General features: G+C 50.9%; 18 protein-coding genes and 3 pseudogenes. 12 read left to right on the top strand and 9 right to left on the bottom strand.

The window, feature by feature from the left end; genetic code table 11:
• Positions 1-33 precede the first annotated feature (33 nt).
• Both ACD630_RS10840 and ACD630_RS10835 read left to right on the top strand, forming a co-directional pair.
• Positions 34-333 carry a transposase gene (locus tag ACD630_RS10840; protein ID WP_430359050.1) on the top strand — a complete coding sequence of 100 codons (300 nt, stop codon included), beginning with the start codon at positions 34-36 and terminating at the stop codon, positions 331-333.
• 220 nt (positions 334-553) lie between these two features.
• Complete coding sequence (locus ACD630_RS10835) at positions 554-1,084, top strand: GNAT family N-acetyltransferase (protein ID WP_430359049.1); 531 nt, start codon at positions 554-556, stop codon at positions 1,082-1,084.
• A gap of 5 nt (positions 1,085-1,089) precedes the next feature.
• On the opposite strand, the gene parE is transcribed toward ACD630_RS10835, so the two are convergent.
• From parE to nudF, 5 genes and pseudogenes are all read right to left on the bottom strand, one after another.
• Positions 1,090-2,985 (bottom strand): DNA topoisomerase IV subunit B, encoded by a 1,896-nt coding sequence (gene parE / locus ACD630_RS10830; protein WP_430359048.1) that lies wholly within the window; start codon positions 2,983-2,985, stop codon positions 1,090-1,092.
• A 117-nt stretch (positions 2,986-3,102) separates the two neighbouring features.
• Complete coding sequence (gene yqiA / locus ACD630_RS10825; protein WP_430359047.1) at positions 3,103-3,684, bottom strand: esterase YqiA; 582 nt, start codon at positions 3,682-3,684, stop codon at positions 3,103-3,105.
• Positions 3,684-4,511, bottom strand: coding sequence for a 3',5'-cyclic-AMP phosphodiesterase (cpdA, locus tag ACD630_RS10820; protein WP_430359046.1), 828 nt, complete (start codon positions 4,509-4,511; stop codon positions 3,684-3,686). Before cpdA ends, yqiA begins: the two co-directional genes overlap by 1 nt.
• A gap of 16 nt (positions 4,512-4,527) precedes the next feature.
• Complete coding sequence (locus tag ACD630_RS10815) at positions 4,528-4,983, bottom strand: DUF1249 family protein (protein WP_430359989.1); 456 nt, start codon at positions 4,981-4,983, stop codon at positions 4,528-4,530.
• Between the two features lies 1 nt (position 4,984).
• Positions 4,985-5,624: pseudogene (gene nudF / locus ACD630_RS10810) on the bottom strand (ADP-ribose diphosphatase).
• A 287-nt stretch (positions 5,625-5,911) separates the two neighbouring features.
• Here nudF and tolC point away from each other — a divergent pair.
• The 3 genes and pseudogenes from tolC to ACD630_RS10795 all read left to right on the top strand — a co-directional run.
• Positions 5,912-7,288: an outer membrane channel protein TolC gene (gene tolC / locus ACD630_RS10805; RefSeq protein ID WP_430359045.1), complete on the top strand. Its 1,377-nt coding sequence runs from the start codon at positions 5,912-5,914 to the stop codon at positions 7,286-7,288.
• Positions 7,289-7,534: 246 nt separating this feature from the next.
• Positions 7,535-8,197, top strand: a complete 663-nt coding sequence (locus tag ACD630_RS10800) for a DUF1190 family protein (RefSeq protein WP_430359044.1) — start codon at positions 7,535-7,537, stop codon at positions 8,195-8,197.
• A gap of 11 nt (positions 8,198-8,208) precedes the next feature.
• Positions 8,209-8,529, top strand: a pseudogene (locus tag ACD630_RS10795) (glutathionylspermidine synthase family protein); the annotation flags it as partial.
• A gap of 283 nt (positions 8,530-8,812) precedes the next feature.
• On the opposite strand, the pseudogene ACD630_RS10790 reads toward ACD630_RS10795, so the two are convergent.
• Positions 8,813-9,439, bottom strand: a pseudogene (locus ACD630_RS10790) (IS110 family transposase); the annotation flags it as partial.
• A 109-nt stretch (positions 9,440-9,548) separates the two neighbouring features.
• On the opposite strand from ACD630_RS10790, the gene ACD630_RS10785 reads away from it, so the two are divergent.
• The 7 genes from ACD630_RS10785 to yciH all read left to right on the top strand — a co-directional run bounded on the left by ACD630_RS10785 (position 9,549) and on the right by yciH (position 14,260).
• Positions 9,549-10,022, top strand: coding sequence for a hypothetical protein (locus ACD630_RS10785; protein ID WP_430359043.1), 474 nt, complete (start codon positions 9,549-9,551; stop codon positions 10,020-10,022).
• A gap of 32 nt (positions 10,023-10,054) precedes the next feature.
• Positions 10,055-10,876 (top strand): IS630 family transposase, encoded by an 822-nt coding sequence (locus ACD630_RS10780; RefSeq protein WP_430359042.1) that lies wholly within the window; start codon positions 10,055-10,057, stop codon positions 10,874-10,876.
• Positions 10,801-11,421 carry a hypothetical protein gene (locus ACD630_RS10775; protein ID WP_430359041.1) on the top strand — a complete coding sequence of 207 codons (621 nt, stop codon included), beginning with the start codon at positions 10,801-10,803 and terminating at the stop codon, positions 11,419-11,421. The genes ACD630_RS10780 and ACD630_RS10775 overlap by 76 nt, the downstream gene beginning before the upstream one ends.
• A gap of 75 nt (positions 11,422-11,496) precedes the next feature.
• Complete coding sequence (locus tag ACD630_RS10770; protein ID WP_430359040.1) at positions 11,497-11,793, top strand: LapA family protein; 297 nt, start codon at positions 11,497-11,499, stop codon at positions 11,791-11,793.
• Positions 11,794-11,805: 12 nt separating this feature from the next.
• Complete coding sequence (gene lapB / locus ACD630_RS10765) at positions 11,806-12,975, top strand: lipopolysaccharide assembly protein LapB (protein WP_430359039.1); 1,170 nt, start codon at positions 11,806-11,808, stop codon at positions 12,973-12,975.
• 224 nt (positions 12,976-13,199) lie between these two features.
• The gene (gene pyrF / locus ACD630_RS10760) at positions 13,200-13,937 is read left to right on the top strand and encodes an orotidine-5'-phosphate decarboxylase (protein ID WP_430359038.1); all 738 of its coding nucleotides are present in this window, start codon (positions 13,200-13,202) and stop codon (positions 13,935-13,937) included.
• Positions 13,934-14,260: a stress response translation initiation inhibitor YciH gene (gene yciH / locus ACD630_RS10755; protein WP_430359037.1), complete on the top strand. Its 327-nt coding sequence runs from the start codon at positions 13,934-13,936 to the stop codon at positions 14,258-14,260. Before pyrF ends, yciH begins: the two co-directional genes overlap by 4 nt.
• 44 nt (positions 14,261-14,304) lie before the next feature.
• Here yciH and osmB read toward each other — a convergent pair whose 3' ends face one another.
• The 3 genes from osmB to ACD630_RS10740 form a co-directional block, all read right to left on the bottom strand.
• Positions 14,305-14,517: an osmotically-inducible lipoprotein OsmB gene (osmB, locus tag ACD630_RS10750; protein ID WP_430359036.1), complete on the bottom strand. Its 213-nt coding sequence runs from the start codon at positions 14,515-14,517 to the stop codon at positions 14,305-14,307.
• A 143-nt stretch (positions 14,518-14,660) separates the two neighbouring features.
• Entirely contained in the window at positions 14,661-14,831 is a 171-nt protein-coding gene (locus tag ACD630_RS10745; protein ID WP_430359035.1) for a hypothetical protein, read from the bottom strand.
• Complete coding sequence (locus tag ACD630_RS10740; RefSeq protein ID WP_430359034.1) at positions 14,765-15,427, bottom strand: IS630 family transposase; 663 nt, start codon at positions 15,425-15,427, stop codon at positions 14,765-14,767. Before ACD630_RS10740 ends, ACD630_RS10745 begins: the two co-directional genes overlap by 67 nt.
• Between the last annotated feature and the right edge of the window lie 14 nt (positions 15,428-15,441).

Genomic DNA, 15,441 nt, shown 5'->3' with positions numbered 1-15,441 from the left:
CAAAATCTTAAACAGGCTCCTTTATTAGGCACAATGCTGTCTACTATCGGATTATTTGATATCAATATTAACAGCGATGTTTTCTATTCCTGGGTCACACAAGTCCTTATCCCAGTACTCCCTAAAAACAGTGTAATCGTGATGGACAATGCAACTTTTCACAAAAAACATAATATTCAACAAGTCATCATCGATGCAGGGTATATGGTGGAGTATTTGCCTACATATTCGCCAGATCTTAACCCCATTGAGCATAAATGGGCACAAGCAAAAAGCAAAAAAAGAGAGAGTGGTTGTGATACAGAGATTTTGTTCTCAGTCCATATGGTGTAATCAAAATTAAGTCGCTCGGCTATATCTTCCAGCCGTACACGGTGCGAACCGCCATCGAGCTTTTCTGCGTCAACCGGATTTTTTTGTGCTTTTTTTCCATAATCATACACAGTCATCAAGGATTAAGAGGCTTACTTACTCTACTGTGAAGCCATGAAGCCTGTCAGCGTCTTTCACATTGATTTGTTAGCCTTTCGCGTGAATAAGGAGAAAAATCGCCATGATCGAGACGGAAAGATTGATTCTGCGCCAATGGCGCGATGAAGATTACCCTATTTATGCACAATTGAATGCCGACCCGGAAGTGATGCGCTATTTCCCTGAGCTGATGTCGCGCGAAGAAAGCGATGCACAGATAGGCCGTTTCACAAGACATATTGCCAACAAAGGATGGGGCTTCTGGGCCGTGGAATTGAAATCAAGCGGCGAATTTATCGGCTTTATTGGTTTGCATAGGCAGCAGGAAGAGAGCGGCATTCTTCATGCGCCGCTTATCGAAGCGGGCTGGCGCTTACAGGCGCGGCAGTGGGGAAACGGCTATGCCACGGAAGGGGCAAAACGCGTAGTCCGTTATGCCTTTGAGCAACTTGAGTCACCAGAGGTCTACGCCTATACCCCGCTGCAACATATGGCTTCACAGCGTGTGATGATAAAGGCAGGCATGACCAACATCGGTGAAGATTTTAATTATCCCAAAATACCAGCGGGTCACGCACTAGAGTGGTTCTGTTTATACAAGATTACGCGATAGCAGCATCACACCTCGATATCCGCCCGATCGCCCTTCTCTTGCAGCCAGTTGCGGCGATCTTCCGAGCGTTTCTTCGCCAGCAGCATATCCATCACCGCCAGCGTTTCGTTCACATCGTCTTCGCTGATGGTGAGCTGCACCAAGCGGCGCGTATTGGGATCAAGTGTGGTTTCGCGCAGCTGTAGCGGGTTCATCTCGCCCAACCCTTTAAAACGTTGAACGTTAGGCTTGCCCTTCTTGCGCTTAAGCTGCTCCAACACCCCGGCTTTTTCTTCTTCATCCAGCGCATAGTACACCTCTTTACCCAGATCGATACGGTAGAGCGGCGGCATGGCGACGTACACATGGCCGCCTGCGACCAACGGGCGGAAATGGCGCACAAACAGCGCACACAGCAGCGTGGCGATGTGCAAACCGTCCGAGTCGGCATCCGCCAGAATACAGATCTTGCCATAGCGCAGCTGGCTGAGATCGTCGCTGTCGGGATCCATGCCGATTGCGACAGAAATATCATGCACTTCCTGCGAGGCCAGCACTTCATTGGAAGAGACTTCCCAAGTATTGAGGATCTTGCCCTTGAGCGGCATGATGGCCTGAAACTCACGCTCACGCGCCTGCTTGGCGGAGCCGCCCGCAGAATCCCCTTCCACTAGGAACAGTTCGGTTTTATTCAAATCCTGTGAGGTGCAGTCCGCCAGTTTCCCCGGCAACGCCGGGCCGCTGGTCAATTTCTTGCGCACCACTTTTTTGGCCGCGCGCATGCGACGCTGGGCACTGGAAATTGCTAATTCGGCCAGCATTTCAGCCTCTTGCACGTTCTGGTTCAGCCACAGGCTAAACGCATCCTTCACCACGCCAGACACAAACGCGGCGCACTGACGCGAAGAAAGGCGCTCTTTGGTCTGCCCGGCAAACTGCGTATCCTGCATCTTCACCGACAGCACATAAGCACAGCGTTCCCAGATATCTTCGGCACTGAGTTTCACGCCGCGCGGGAGAATATTGCGGAATTCGCAAAACTCACGCATGGCATCCAGCAAGCCCTGACGCAGGCCGTTAACGTGCGTTCCGCCTTGTACCGTGGGGATCAGATTGACGTAGCTTTCCGTCAGCAATTCGCCCCCTTCCGGCAGCCACAGCAACGCCCAGTCCACCGCTTCGGTATCGCCAGCGATAGCGCCGATAAACGGTTTTTCCGGCAGCGTCGGCAAACCGTTAACGGCTTCGCACAGGTAGTCGTTCAGGCCATCCTGATAGCACCAACGCTGTTCGGTATTGTTGACCTTGTCTTTAAAGGTGATTTCCACGCCGAGGCACAGCACCGCTTTGGCTTTCAATAAATGCGTCAGGCGCGAGACAGAAAAACGTGGGCTGTCAAAAAAGCTGGCATCCGGCCAGAAATGCACACGTGTACCGGTATTGCGCCGTCCGCAGGTGTCGCTCACCGTTAACGCTTGCACCTTCTCGCCGTTTTCGAAGGCAATGTCGTAAACCTGCCCGTCGCGGCGCACGGTCACTTCCACCCGTGAAGATAACGCGTTCACCACCGAGATGCCCACACCGTGCAAACCACCGGAGAACTGATAGTTTTTGTTGGAGAATTTCCCGCCAGCGTGCAGGCGACACAGAATCAGTTCAACGGCGGGCACCCCTTCTTCAGGGTGGATATCCACAGGCATACCACGGCCATCGTCAATCACTTCAAGTGACTGATCTTCATGCAGGATAACGTCAACACGGCGCGCATGGCCCGCCAGCGCTTCATCGACGCTGTTATCAATCACTTCCTGCCCCAAATGGTTGGGGCGTGTAGTATCGGTGTACATCCCCGGACGGCGGCGCACCGGTTCTAAGCCGCTGAGCACCTCAATGGCATCAGCGTTATAACTTGATTGACTCATATTCGCGTTAGTAGTTGTTTAAATGTGTAAAACGGAATGGCGCTGAGAGGATGCACTGCCCACGGACCACGCATTGTCGCTGTCCGTGTCAGTAAGGGCAGTGCAGTACAGAACGGGTCAATCGTCGCTCAATCCAAGGAAACGCACAATGGGGTCAAAATACTGTTCAACCCCAACAAAACTGTGGTTCCCACCCGATTCCACCGTCTGGCGACACACCGTGTAATACGCCACAGCCTGCCGATAATCCAGCACTTCATCCCCTGTCTGGAGCAAACACCACAGTAAATCCGGCGCCTCGAGTGATTCAATCTGCATCACTTTCAGGTCGTAAATATGCCGAGACTCTAGCACATATTCTTCACCTGTATAGGGGTTACGATATTCGCCGAGATGTTCCAGCAACAGTTCGAAGGGTTTTACCGCCGGATTGACGACCACGGCTGGCAAGATAAAACATTGCGACAGCCAGGTGGCATAATAGCCGCCCAGCGATGACCCCACCAAGCCGATGGGATGCCCCGCCCGCTCCATCACCAACGATTCCAACAGATCGGCCGCCTCCGCCGGATAGGGCGGCAGTTGCGGCACCAGCATCTCAATCTGGGGATGGTGCTGCGCCAGCCATGCAGCTAGCGCCGTCGCTTTGGCCGATTTAGGCGTACTGTTGAAACCATGGAGGTAGAGTAGCGTAGGCATTAATAGCCGTCCGAATCCATATCAGGCAAAAACTCGCTACCGCTCAGGCGGTAAACGCGCGTCTCCAGCGAACCGTCCGATAACAGATCCAAATAACGCCAGCCGGGCCCGACATCGTCAATGGTAAAGTTAGTGCAGTGTGGTTTGAACTGCACACAGGTGGAAGGCGTCGCCATCAGCCTGCGCCCGTTCCAGTCGAGATCCAGCTCTTGGTGAATATGCCCGCACAGCACATTTTTCACCTGCGGATAACGCGCCAGCACCGCATCCAGATGGTGCGCGTTACGTAGGCTGTGCTGATCGAGCCAAGTACAGCCTGAAGTCAGCGGATGATGATGTAACAGCAACAGCGCATGACGCTCTGGAAAACGCAACAGGCTGCGCTCCAGCCACTCGAGTTGATATTCACTCAATTCACCGTGGGGTTCGCCAAACACCTGGCTGTCTAATAAAATAATCTGCCATGCATCGCCCAACAGCACGTGCTTGGAAGGCGTAATGCCAGCTTGCGCCAGCACATCCACCATCGCAGGCTGGAAATCATGGTTTCCCGGCAGCCATACGCAAGGTGCGGATAGCTGCGCAATGCCGCGCGTGAAGTGATGATAGGCCTCCTGCGAATGATCCTGAGCAAGATCTCCCGTTGCCACAATAAGGTCAACATCCTGCCCCTGCGCCTGAATGGCAGACAGCACGGCATGGTAACTACGGTACGTGTTCACGCCGAGCAGAGTCTCGTGCTCGCCGGCAAACAAGTGGGTATCGGTTATTTGTAAAATCCTGATTCTGGCCCCACTCGCCACAGGAACTTTCAGCAGACTTTCCAAAAAATAGTATCCTTGGTTACTGAAATCTGTCTAACAGACTGGAATCGGCATTTCGCGGTGCCGATGCAAAACCATGCGCCAGGCAGTACCTTAGCCAATCAGCAAGAAACTGATTAATTTGATGCTTTTCATCACGTTGATGCAATTTTTTATTCGGGTAATCATAACGTGCTTTAAAACGGTAGATCTGCTGACTGGCACACACTTCCGCAACCAACGCGTCGTGGTAGAGTCGCACGCTTAACGTTGGCAGGCTCCAGTAGCTGACTGCGGGCGCAATCTGCTGGATTTCAACCAATGAGGTATAACGCGTGGACTCCACTATCGTTAAGCGATAGCTTGCACTATTTACATGATAAACCGCACTTTCTCCGACTTCATCCTTTCGCGGCAATAAACGGCGTAATTGTGCGAAATTCATTTCACACAGCCGTATCATGGCCGGAAAATCCGGGGTGTAGCGTTTCATCAGTTTACTCCGTCCACGCCTTTCTCAATTGCGTATGGTGCAACGCCAACCGTTGCAGCGCAATGACAGACGCCGCATTATCAATAATTCCACAATTCCACTTTCTACCTAGGCGTAGCTCTGTTCGCGGCTGACGACATGCACCCGAATGTCTTCATTCTCTTTGGCCAGACCGTGAATGCCCTGTGCGGCACGGGCATCGACTTCGCCCACCATCACCGCCAGACGCTCACTGGTGCCACCCGGGCTCGCAAGATAGCTGATAATCGGTTTACAGCGCCCAACGTTGAGACCTGCTTCTTCCTGCGCTTCACGTCGCGCCACCGCTTCCAGAGACTCACCTGACTCAATCATGCCGGCCACCAGTTCAAACAGCCACGGGGTCGGACTGGTGTCATAAGCGGCAATGCGGATCTGTTCAATCAACACCACTTCGTCCCGAACCGGATCGTAGGGCAGCAGCACAACCGCATGACCACGCTCCGGAATTTCCCGGCTGACTTCAGCGCTCATCTCACCGTTAAACAACCGATGACGAAAACGGTAGCGCTCGAGCGAAAAAAAACCTCGTACAGCGACTCTCGTGCAATAATTTCTACATCGTCTTTATGGAAAGTCGCCGGATGGGACGCAGACACAGCCATACCTCAACTCCTTGCGAGCAACAGCAGGTACGAGGATGTGTCTCATGTATCATGATGGACATCATACTTGCGATGCTTTGTGATAAATTGGATTAATAGAACACCTATTTGACCAAACGTTAGGGTCTGAGAGCAAATTAAACCCCCTAATGGGGTCGGTCAGGGGGAAGATGGCACGTTCAGCCAGCTTATCCTATTGGCACATTCTGATAGAATCTGCCGGATTCGTTTTTTGATAGCGCTATCTCCGCTACATCGTTGCCTTAGCTGCATAACAAGGAATGCACATGAAGAAATTGCTCCCTCTTCTTATTGGTCTGAGCCTGAGCGGCTTTAGCGCCGTGGGTCACGCGGAAAATCTGTTACAGGTCTATCAACAAGCTAAAACCACCAACCCGGATTTACACAGCTCGGCTGCCACCCGTGATGCCGCTTTCGAGAAAATCAACGAGGCTCGCAGCCCCCTCTTGCCACAACTCGGGCTCGGTGCTGACTACGGTTACACCAAAGGTTTTCGCGATAGCAATGGCGTGAACGGCAACGTTACCAGCGGTTCCTTGCAGTTGACCCAGACCCTGTTTGATATGTCGAAATGGTGCGCCCTGACGCTGCAAGAAAAGCAGGCGGGCATTCAAGATGTGACCTATCAGACCGCACAGCAGTCATTAATCCTAGATACGGCCACAGCTTATTTCAACGTGCTGCGCGCCATTGACGCGCTCTCCTACGTTAACGCCCAGAAACAGGCCATTTACCGCCAGCTCGATCAAACCACTCAGCGCTTTAATGTCGGTTTGGTCGCTATTACCGACGTACAAAACGCCCGTGCGCAATATGACAGCGTATTGGCCAACGAAGTGTCTGCTCGCAACACGCTGGATAACGCGCTGGAAAATCTGCGTCAGGTCAGCGGCAACTTCTATCCGCAACTGGCAGGGCTGAACATCACCCGATTCTCCACCGAGAAACCGGGGGCAATCGCCACCTTACTGAAAGACGCGGAAAACCATAACCTGAGCCTGTTGTCCGCTCGCTTGAGCCAGGATCTGGCGCGTGAGCAGATTCGTTCAGCGGAAACCGGCCATATGCCAACCTTGGATCTGACGGCTTCCTCCGGCGTCAGCAACACGCGTAACACCGGTTCCAATAATACCTCAAGGGATTTTGATGCAGGCCAAAACAAAATCGGCCTGTCATTAACCGTGCCGCTCTACAGCGGCGGTGCCACCAGCTCACGCGTAAAACAGGCACAGCACAGCTTTGTCAGCGCCAGCGAACTGCTGGAAAGCGCGCATCGCTCCGTGGTGCAGACCGTACGCTCCTCGTTTAACAATATTTCTGCCTCGATCAGCAGCATCAACGCTTACAAACAGGCCGAAGCGTCAGCGCAGAGCTCTCTGGACGCGATGGAAGCGGGCTATCAGGTGGGTACGCGTACCATCGTCGACGTGTTGGATGCCACCACCACGTTATATAACGCCAAGCAGCAGCTTTCTAACGCGCGTTATGACTACCTGATCAACCAGTTGAACATCAAGTCAGCGTTAGGCACCTTGAATGAAAACGACTTGCAGGCGCTGAACGGCGCGTTAGGTCAGGACGTTTCCACGTCACCAGTCTTTACTGACAGCAGCGCACCGGAGCCGAAAGCGCCGCGCGGCTAATCAGATCGCACGGTTCTGACGGTTGATAACCCAAAGGAGATACGCTGCGTATCTCCTTTGGGTTTGCCTTGGATTGATTCCACGCCGTCCAAGCGCGCAATAAAATGTATAGCAACGTAATGTATAGCAACGTAAAGAGCAGGCGTTCTGACAGGCGTAATGCTTTAAATTCAGCCAGCCATCCCCTATGCTAGTGCACACTTGGCACACCTTTGGCGTCGACGCCTTATCCTCTTGGATAACCACATGAAACATAAAGAAAATATACAGAAGGACGCTCTCCGAAAAGGGTGGCGCTCCTATCGTCTGGCACCGGTTGCGCTTGCGATCAGTGCTGCGTTTATTCTGGCCGGTTGCGAACAGACCGACGAAACCGTGTCGATGTATCAAAATGCGGATGACTGCTCGGCAGCGAACCCGTCCATGAGCGCACAGTGCACCACGGCGTACAACAACGCACTGAAAGAAGCCGAAAAAACCGCACCAAAATACGCCAGCAAAGAAGACTGCGTCGCAGAATTTGGCGAAGCGCAATGTACACCAGTACCGGATCAGGCAGGCACCGCCGCTCAGCCAACACAAACCAGTAGTTCTTGGATGCCGCTGATGGCCGCTTACATGATGGGCCGCATGATGAGTGGGGGCGCGGGCTTTGCCCAGCAGCCGCTGTTCTCTTCCCGCTCTCCGGCAAGTCCAGCCAACGGTCAGTTCGTTAACGCCAGCGGTAAAAGCTACGGCGCTGCCACTTCAGGTCGTACCGTTACCGTCCCCAAAACAGCACTGGCTTCTAAACCCGCTACCACTAACACCATCACCCGTGGTGGTTTTGGCGAAGACGTTGCCAAGCAGACCAGTATGCAACGTAGCAGCGCCAGCACCAGTTCCTCTTCTCGCAGTATGGGTGGCTGAGGGACATAAGCATGAAGCGCGTTGATATTGCCGAACGCCCGGATTGGCGTGAAAAGGCGACAAAGTTTGGTTTCAACTTTCACACCATGTACGGTGAGCCCTACTGGTGTGAAAATGCTTACTATCAGTTCACGTTGGTGCAGATTAAAGAGTTGGAAGCGGCAACTGCAGAACTGCACCAGATGTGTCTGCAAGTAGTCGAAAAGGTGGTCAGCAGCGATGCATTGCTGACCAAATTCTGCATTCCCAAGCACACATGGGAATTTGTCAGAAGCTCATGGCGCAGACAGCAGCCCTCACTTTACTCGCGCCTCGATCTGGCCTATGACGGAAAATCTATGGTCACCCCCATTTTTGCAACACTGATTTTTGACTAATGGTGGGCTTGATTCAATCTATCCGGCGTCTCTGTGGGCGAGATGCCCACGCCTCGATGAGTTCCGCGCCTGGTGAACCTGAAAAGGCCCTCGGCTTCAGTGAGCCATTTTTGTCGTCAGTTTTTTCAGCAGGCCGATATGCCGTTCATGTCATCAATAATCAGTCTTCGCAAAACCAGATTGGTAACTGCTATTTAATTACTTAATAATCAGTGTGTTGATGTAGTTCTATATAACATCAGGCCTGATGTTCATTGTGATTAGTTGTGATTGACCAGGCTATTCGCGCCAGTTTGTTTGCCAGAGCACAGGCGACAATATTTGAATGTTTGTTATCGAGTTGCCCACGAACCCATTCAGCAAGCTTGCCCTGCTGATGTTCAAGTCGCATCATGAATGAGCGGGCACATTGAACCAGAAGTTTGCGTAAATTTTTATCACCTCGTTTGCTTATCCCCAGCAGAGTCGGTTTGCCTCCTGTGCTGTATTGTCGCGGTACAAGCCCTGTGGAAGCTGCAAAATCCCTGCTACATGAAAATTGTTTTCCATCGCCGAGCTGTGATGAAAGTAAGCTGGCAGTAATCGGCCCGACCCCTAGAATTGTCATAATTCGCTGTGCAGTATCATCAGCTTTGATTGACTGATTTAATTCTGATTCTAGCGCTGCTATTTGCTCGACAAGGTAAAGATAGTGGGCATGTAACTTAACCAGCAGACGACTCAGGTATTCGGGGGTTTCGTGCTCAGCCAGCACCAGAGACAGTCGCTTTATTACCGGCTCGCCGATTGGCAGGCTTATCCCAAACTCCAGCAGAAAACCGTGGATCTGGTTAGTGGTTTTTACTTTATCTCTGATAAGAGATTCCGAGCCTGTACACGAGATTGTGTAATTGCCTGATTTTGATATGTTCAATCCAACATCAAAAGCAGGTTACTTTATGGACGAAAAACAGTTATAGCCAACCGACTTAAAAATGATTACACCCAATGCCCTGATATGTGGCAAAAAAATACAGCTAATTGTTATCAAAATAATGTCGCTTGGCTATAAAACGGTGCAGTTGCCTTACGACCCAACCGAAATTTTTACGTTGGAAAAGGGGGGAACGGAGTACCGTATGGTCAATGCGATTGAGGGGGTGGCCTCACGCATTGACGGTTATTATATTTTTATCATCCCTGTCGACGCGCCCTACAAGATCCAGTGTGCCGCGCGAGCCTGCCCTGAAGAACCGATAAGCAGGTTCCCCCTTAAAGGACACTCTTCTTTTATGAATGCCACCAAGGTGCATTTCGCTGGGGTGCTAAAATTTGTTCAACAGCAGCTGACTTTTTGGAGTAACGCCAGCGGCCATTTCATGCCTCCGGCTGGAGCCCGCCATGCGCTCTTGCCCTATATAAAATTGCTTTTACCTGAATCGCGTTTTGTCGATCATCGCTTTTTATAGCTAAACGACTTAATTTTGATTACATTATTTAAATGAGCTATTCAATTGATTTTAGGCGTAAAGTGATATCTACACGGGAAGAAGAAGGGTTGAGTATCCGAGAAACAGCGAAGCAATTTCGGATTGGCCCTGCCTCTGTATCGCGTTGGATTAATCAAATAGCGTCAAAAGCATCAACCACGCGTCAGCGAAAGAGCGATAAATCCGAGTTGATAAAAGATGTTGAACCATATCCAGATGCTTACCAAAAAGAACGTGCAGAGCGTTTTGGCGTTTGTCAGAAGGCCATTTGGCAAGCTCTTAAAAAGCTGGGATTGACCTATAAAAAAACGCTACGTCATCCGAAAGCCGACGAAAGCGCCCGGCAAGCATTTCAACAAAAAATACAACAGTATGGAAAAGAAGGAAAACCTATTGTTTTTATTGATGAAAATGGTTTTCCACACGATACCCCACGGACTCACGGCTATTCCCCAAAAGGTCAACGGTGTTTTGGCCTGAAGAACGGGGGAGCCAAGGGAAGAACAAATGTTATCGGCGCGTTATTAGGCACAACGCTGTTTGCTATCGGATTATTTGATATCAATATTAACAGCGATGTTTTCTATTCCTGGGTCACACAAGTCCTTATCCCAGTACTCCCTAAAAACAGTGTAATCGTGATGGACAATGCAACTTTTCACAAAAAACATAATATTCAACAAGTCATCATCGATGCAGGGTATATGGTGAAGTATTTGCCTACATATTCGCCAGATCTTAACCCCATTGAGCATAAATGGGCACAAGCAAAAAGCAAAAAAAGAGAGAGTGGTTGCGATACAGAGATTTTGTTCTCAGTCCATATGGTGTAATCAAAATTAAGTCTTTTAGCTATATTAGCTTCAGTCAGCTCAATGAACCGATTATTTCGCTGGCTCTCCGGCAGGTTGCACCTAGCCCGCATCCATACGCTCTCGTCGTTCACGACTGGTCTCATTTACAGTTTCGTACCCACAATGGGAAAGAAGAACGTTTGAAAATGATGCATGGTGGCGACGTCGGTTATGAACTACAAACCCGCCTACTGGTTGATGTTGCAAATGGTTTACCAATAGCGCCCCTGTCTCAAACTCTAACCGATAGGGCGGGTTGTCGTTCAACGCTAAGCGAGGGCTTGTCTGAGAGTCTGACTCATATGGATGCTTTGACGGCTGATATTGCCCGCGTTGAGTCTCTTGATATAGCAAACCGACTTAAAAATGATTACAGCCAATGCCCTGATATGTGGCAAAAAATACAGCTAATTGTTATCAAAATAATGTCGCTTTGCTATATTATCGAGTTGTTCAAAAACAGGCGGTGCTGCCGCGCTCGTCTGATGCTACCTCAGCTAGCCATGTCCTTTCTCCGGCTATAATGGATAATTCTATGGGGTTTAGCGCCAACATTTGGCATAATCATCAGGTTAAGGCGATATCACAGGAACAAGAACGTGAAATACTTGCTGATCTTCTTATTGGTACTGGCGATATTCATAATTTCCATTACATTGGGGGCGCACAACGAGCAGGTTGTCACCTTCAACTATCTGCTGGCACAGGGCGAATATCGTGTTTCCACGCTACTTGCTACGCTGTTTGCAGTCGGGTTTGTGCTGGGGTGGGTGATCTGCGGTTTATTCTACCTGCGATTGCGCATCACCCTCGGCCGTGCGCAACGTAAAATCAAACGCCTGGAACAGCAACAGTCTGTAACAGAGAGCGAAACGCCGCCATCTGTTTCCCACTAAGGATCCTCCTCTATGTTAGAACTGCTGTTTCTGTTATTGCCGCTGGCCGCCGCATACGGGTGGTACATGGGCCGCAGAAGTGCGCAGCAGGACAAGGAGCAGGAAGCCAACCGCTTGTCACGAGAGTATGTGACAGGCGTAAACTTTTTGCTTTCTAATCAGCAGGATAAAGCGGTGGAACTGTTCCTTGATATGTTCAAGGACGAGAGTAACACCTTCGAGGCTCATCTGACGCTGGGTAACCTGTTCCGCTCACGCGGTGAGCTCGACCGTGCTATTCGCATTCATCAGGCATTGACGGAAAGCGCTTCGTTATCGTTCGAACAGCGCCTGCTGGCGGTGCAGCAACTCGGGCGTGATTATATGGCCGCCGGGCTGTATGACCGTGCTGAAGAGATCTTCACCCAACTGGTGGATGAAGAGGATTTTCGTCGCAGCGCGCTTCAACAACTGTTGCAGATCTATCAGGCTACCAGCGACTGGCAGAAGGCGATCGATATTGCGGAAAAACTGGTCAAACTCGACCAGCCGCAGCTGAATACGGAAATCGCCCATTTCTACTGCGAACTTGCGCTGCAAGCGATGAGCAGTGACGATCTGGATAAAGCGTTGACGCTACTGAAAAAGAGTGCAGCAACGGATAAAGCGTGCGCTCGGGCTTCGATCATGATGGGGCGCATTCATATCGCTCAGGAGCGCTATGCGCCGGCGGTAGAGGTGCTCCAGCAGGTTCTGGAACAAGATAAAGCCTTTGTCAGTGAAACCCTGCCGCCGCTGGAAACCTGTTACCAGAACTTGCCTGCGTCGGAGGCATGGGAAGATTTTCTCAAACGCTGTGTTGAAGAGAATACCGGTGCCAGCGCCGATCTGATGTTGGCGGATATCCTAGAGCGCAAAGAAGGGGCTGAGGTGGCACAGGTCTACATCAACCGCCAGTTACAGCGTCACCCGACAATGCGTGTTTTCCATCGTCTGATGGATTTCCACCTGAGTGAAGCCGAAGATGGTCGAGCCAAAGAGAGCTTGCTGGTGCTGCGCGATATGGTCGGAGAACAGATACGCACCAAACCACGCTATAGCTGCCAGAAGTGTGGCTTCACCTCGCAATCCCTATACTGGCACTGTCCTTCATGCCGCTCATGGGCCAGCATCAAACCGATTCGTGGTCTGGACGGACAATAGCGTAAGGTGTGTCTTATGCTATTGCCTATTTTATAAAACACGATTTAGTTACAACATACTTATTATTGAAAGCACATTCACAGCGAACATCGCGCGAAATGCAGCGCGGTCCAGCAGGGTCGCTGGGCTTTCGCGGGAGAGAAGGGTAGAATGCGGCGGAAAATTTTCATACGCGGACCAATCTCACTCCACGGATTCAATCGCCAAGCAAAACTGAGGGCCACATGAGCGAACACATCACCCCACCACATGCCGTTACATCGCCAGTCGTTGTCGCATTAGATTATGCTGACCAGAATCAGGCATTGGCGTTTGTCGATCGCATTAACCCACAGGATTGTCGGTTGAAAGTGGGCAAAGAGATGTTTACCCTTTTCGGTCCACAATTTGTTAAGGCGTTACAGCAGCGCGGCTTTGACGTTTTTCTCGACCTCAAGTTTCACGATATCCCTAACACGGCCGCACATGCGGTGGCGGCTGCGGCAGAATTAGGTGTGTGGATGGTTAATGTCCATGCCAGTGGCGGTCGGCGGATGATGGAAGCGGCGAAAGCGGCATTGCAGCCCTTTGGCGCTGATGCGCCGTTGCTGATTGCCGTTACCGTGTTGACCAGCATGGAGGCGGACGATCTGCTGGCGTTAGGCATCACCGCGACACCGGCTCAGCAGGCTGAGCGCCTTGCGGTGCTGACCCGTGATTGTGGATTGGATGGTGTGGTGTGTTCTGCGCAGGAAGCACAGCGACTGAAGCAGGTTTGTGATAGCGCGTTCAAGTTGGTCACGCCGGGTATTCGCCCTGCGGGCAGCGCCAGTGGCGATCAGCGTCGTATTATGACGCCAGAACAGGCGCAGGCGGTAGGGGGTGATTATATGGTAATTGGGCGTCCGATCACCCAATCTGCCGATCCGGCGCACACGCTGGCGCAGATTCGGCATTCGTTGTTGGTGGGAGGGCAGGCATGACTGAGAGTAACAGTCGGTTGGTCTATTCCACCGATACCGGACGCATCAAGGAAGAACCCGCTCCGGTAAGGCGTGCCAAAGGCGACGGTGTAGTGCGCATTCAACGGCAAAGCAGCGGGCGCAAAGGAAAGGGCGTGTGTATTATCACGGGGCTCGATCTGGATGATGACGCGCTGACCGCGTTGGCCGCAGAACTGAAAAAGAAGTGTGGCTGTGGCGGTGCGGTCAAAGAAGGCACCATTGAGATCCAGGGCGATAAGCGCGATCTGCTAAAACAGCTATTGGAAGCAAAAGGATTGAAGGTCAAGCTGGGGGGCGGTTAATACAGAGTCTGACAGCAGGGAGACCCCTGCTGTCAGACTCTGTATTAATCGACCTGATGACCAATAATGCCGCCAATGGCCGCACCACCTAGCGTGCCCAGCGTGCCGCCACCGGTCAGGATTGCCCCGCCGACTGCGCCAGCCCCAGCGCCAATGGCGGTATTACGATCACGTTTGGACATGTTGGAACAGCCGCTGAGCGTCATGACGAGTGCTACGGCAAGGGTAGTAACGACGAAACCTTTTTCCACAACCATGGTGATCTCCTGATTTTTTCGCCCGCGACGGCGGGAAAATATCGCATTACACGATATTTGCACTACTTAATCTGACCTTGTCGGTCATTTCTTTCTTTATCTCAGTATAATCGTCGGAAGTACTCTGGGCAGGTGGAAAAATCCTAATTGCTTCGCACGAGATTTGCCGTAAATGCTGTTCGTACCATAACGGTGAGCGCGGTGATAAATGATTTCCCAGTCATATAGCCAAGCGACTTAATTTTGATTACACCATATGGACTGAGAACAAAATCTCTGTATCGCAACCACTCTCTTTTTTTGCTTGTGCCCATTTATGCTCAATGGGGTTAATATCTGGCGAATATGTAGGCAAATACTCCACCATATACCCTGCATCGATGATGACTTGTTGAATATTATGTTTTTTGTGAAAAGTTGCATTGTCCATCACGATTACCCTGTTTTTAGGGAGTACTGCGATAAGGACTTGTGTGACCCAGGAATAGAAAACATCGCTGTTAATATTGATATCAAATAATCCGATAGCAAACAGCGTTGTGCCTAATAAAGCGCCGATAACATTTGTTCTTCCCTTGGCTCCCCAGCTCTTCAGCCCAAAACACCGTTGACCTTTTGGGGAATAGCCGTGAGTCCGTGGGGTATCGTGTGGAAAACCACTTTCATCAATAAAAACAATAGGGTTACCTTCTTTTTCATACTGTTGTATTTTTTGTTGGAATGCTTGCCGGGCGCTTTCGTCGGCTTTCGGATGACGTAGAGTTTTTTTATAGGTCAATCCCAGCTTTTTAAGAGCTTGCAAAATGGCCTTCTGACAAACGCCAAAACGCTCTGCACGTTCTTTTTGGTAAGCATCTGGTAGGCTTTGTTGAATAAATAGAACTTTTGGGTAATCATCGGAGCAGAGCAAGACAGTTGTTTCAA

Origin of the sequence: Symbiopectobacterium sp. RP, assembly GCF_050472005.1 — a bacterium.
GTDB lineage: Bacteria > Pseudomonadota > Gammaproteobacteria > Enterobacterales > Enterobacteriaceae > Symbiopectobacterium.
This window is presented reverse-complemented; position numbering and strand designations above follow the sequence as displayed.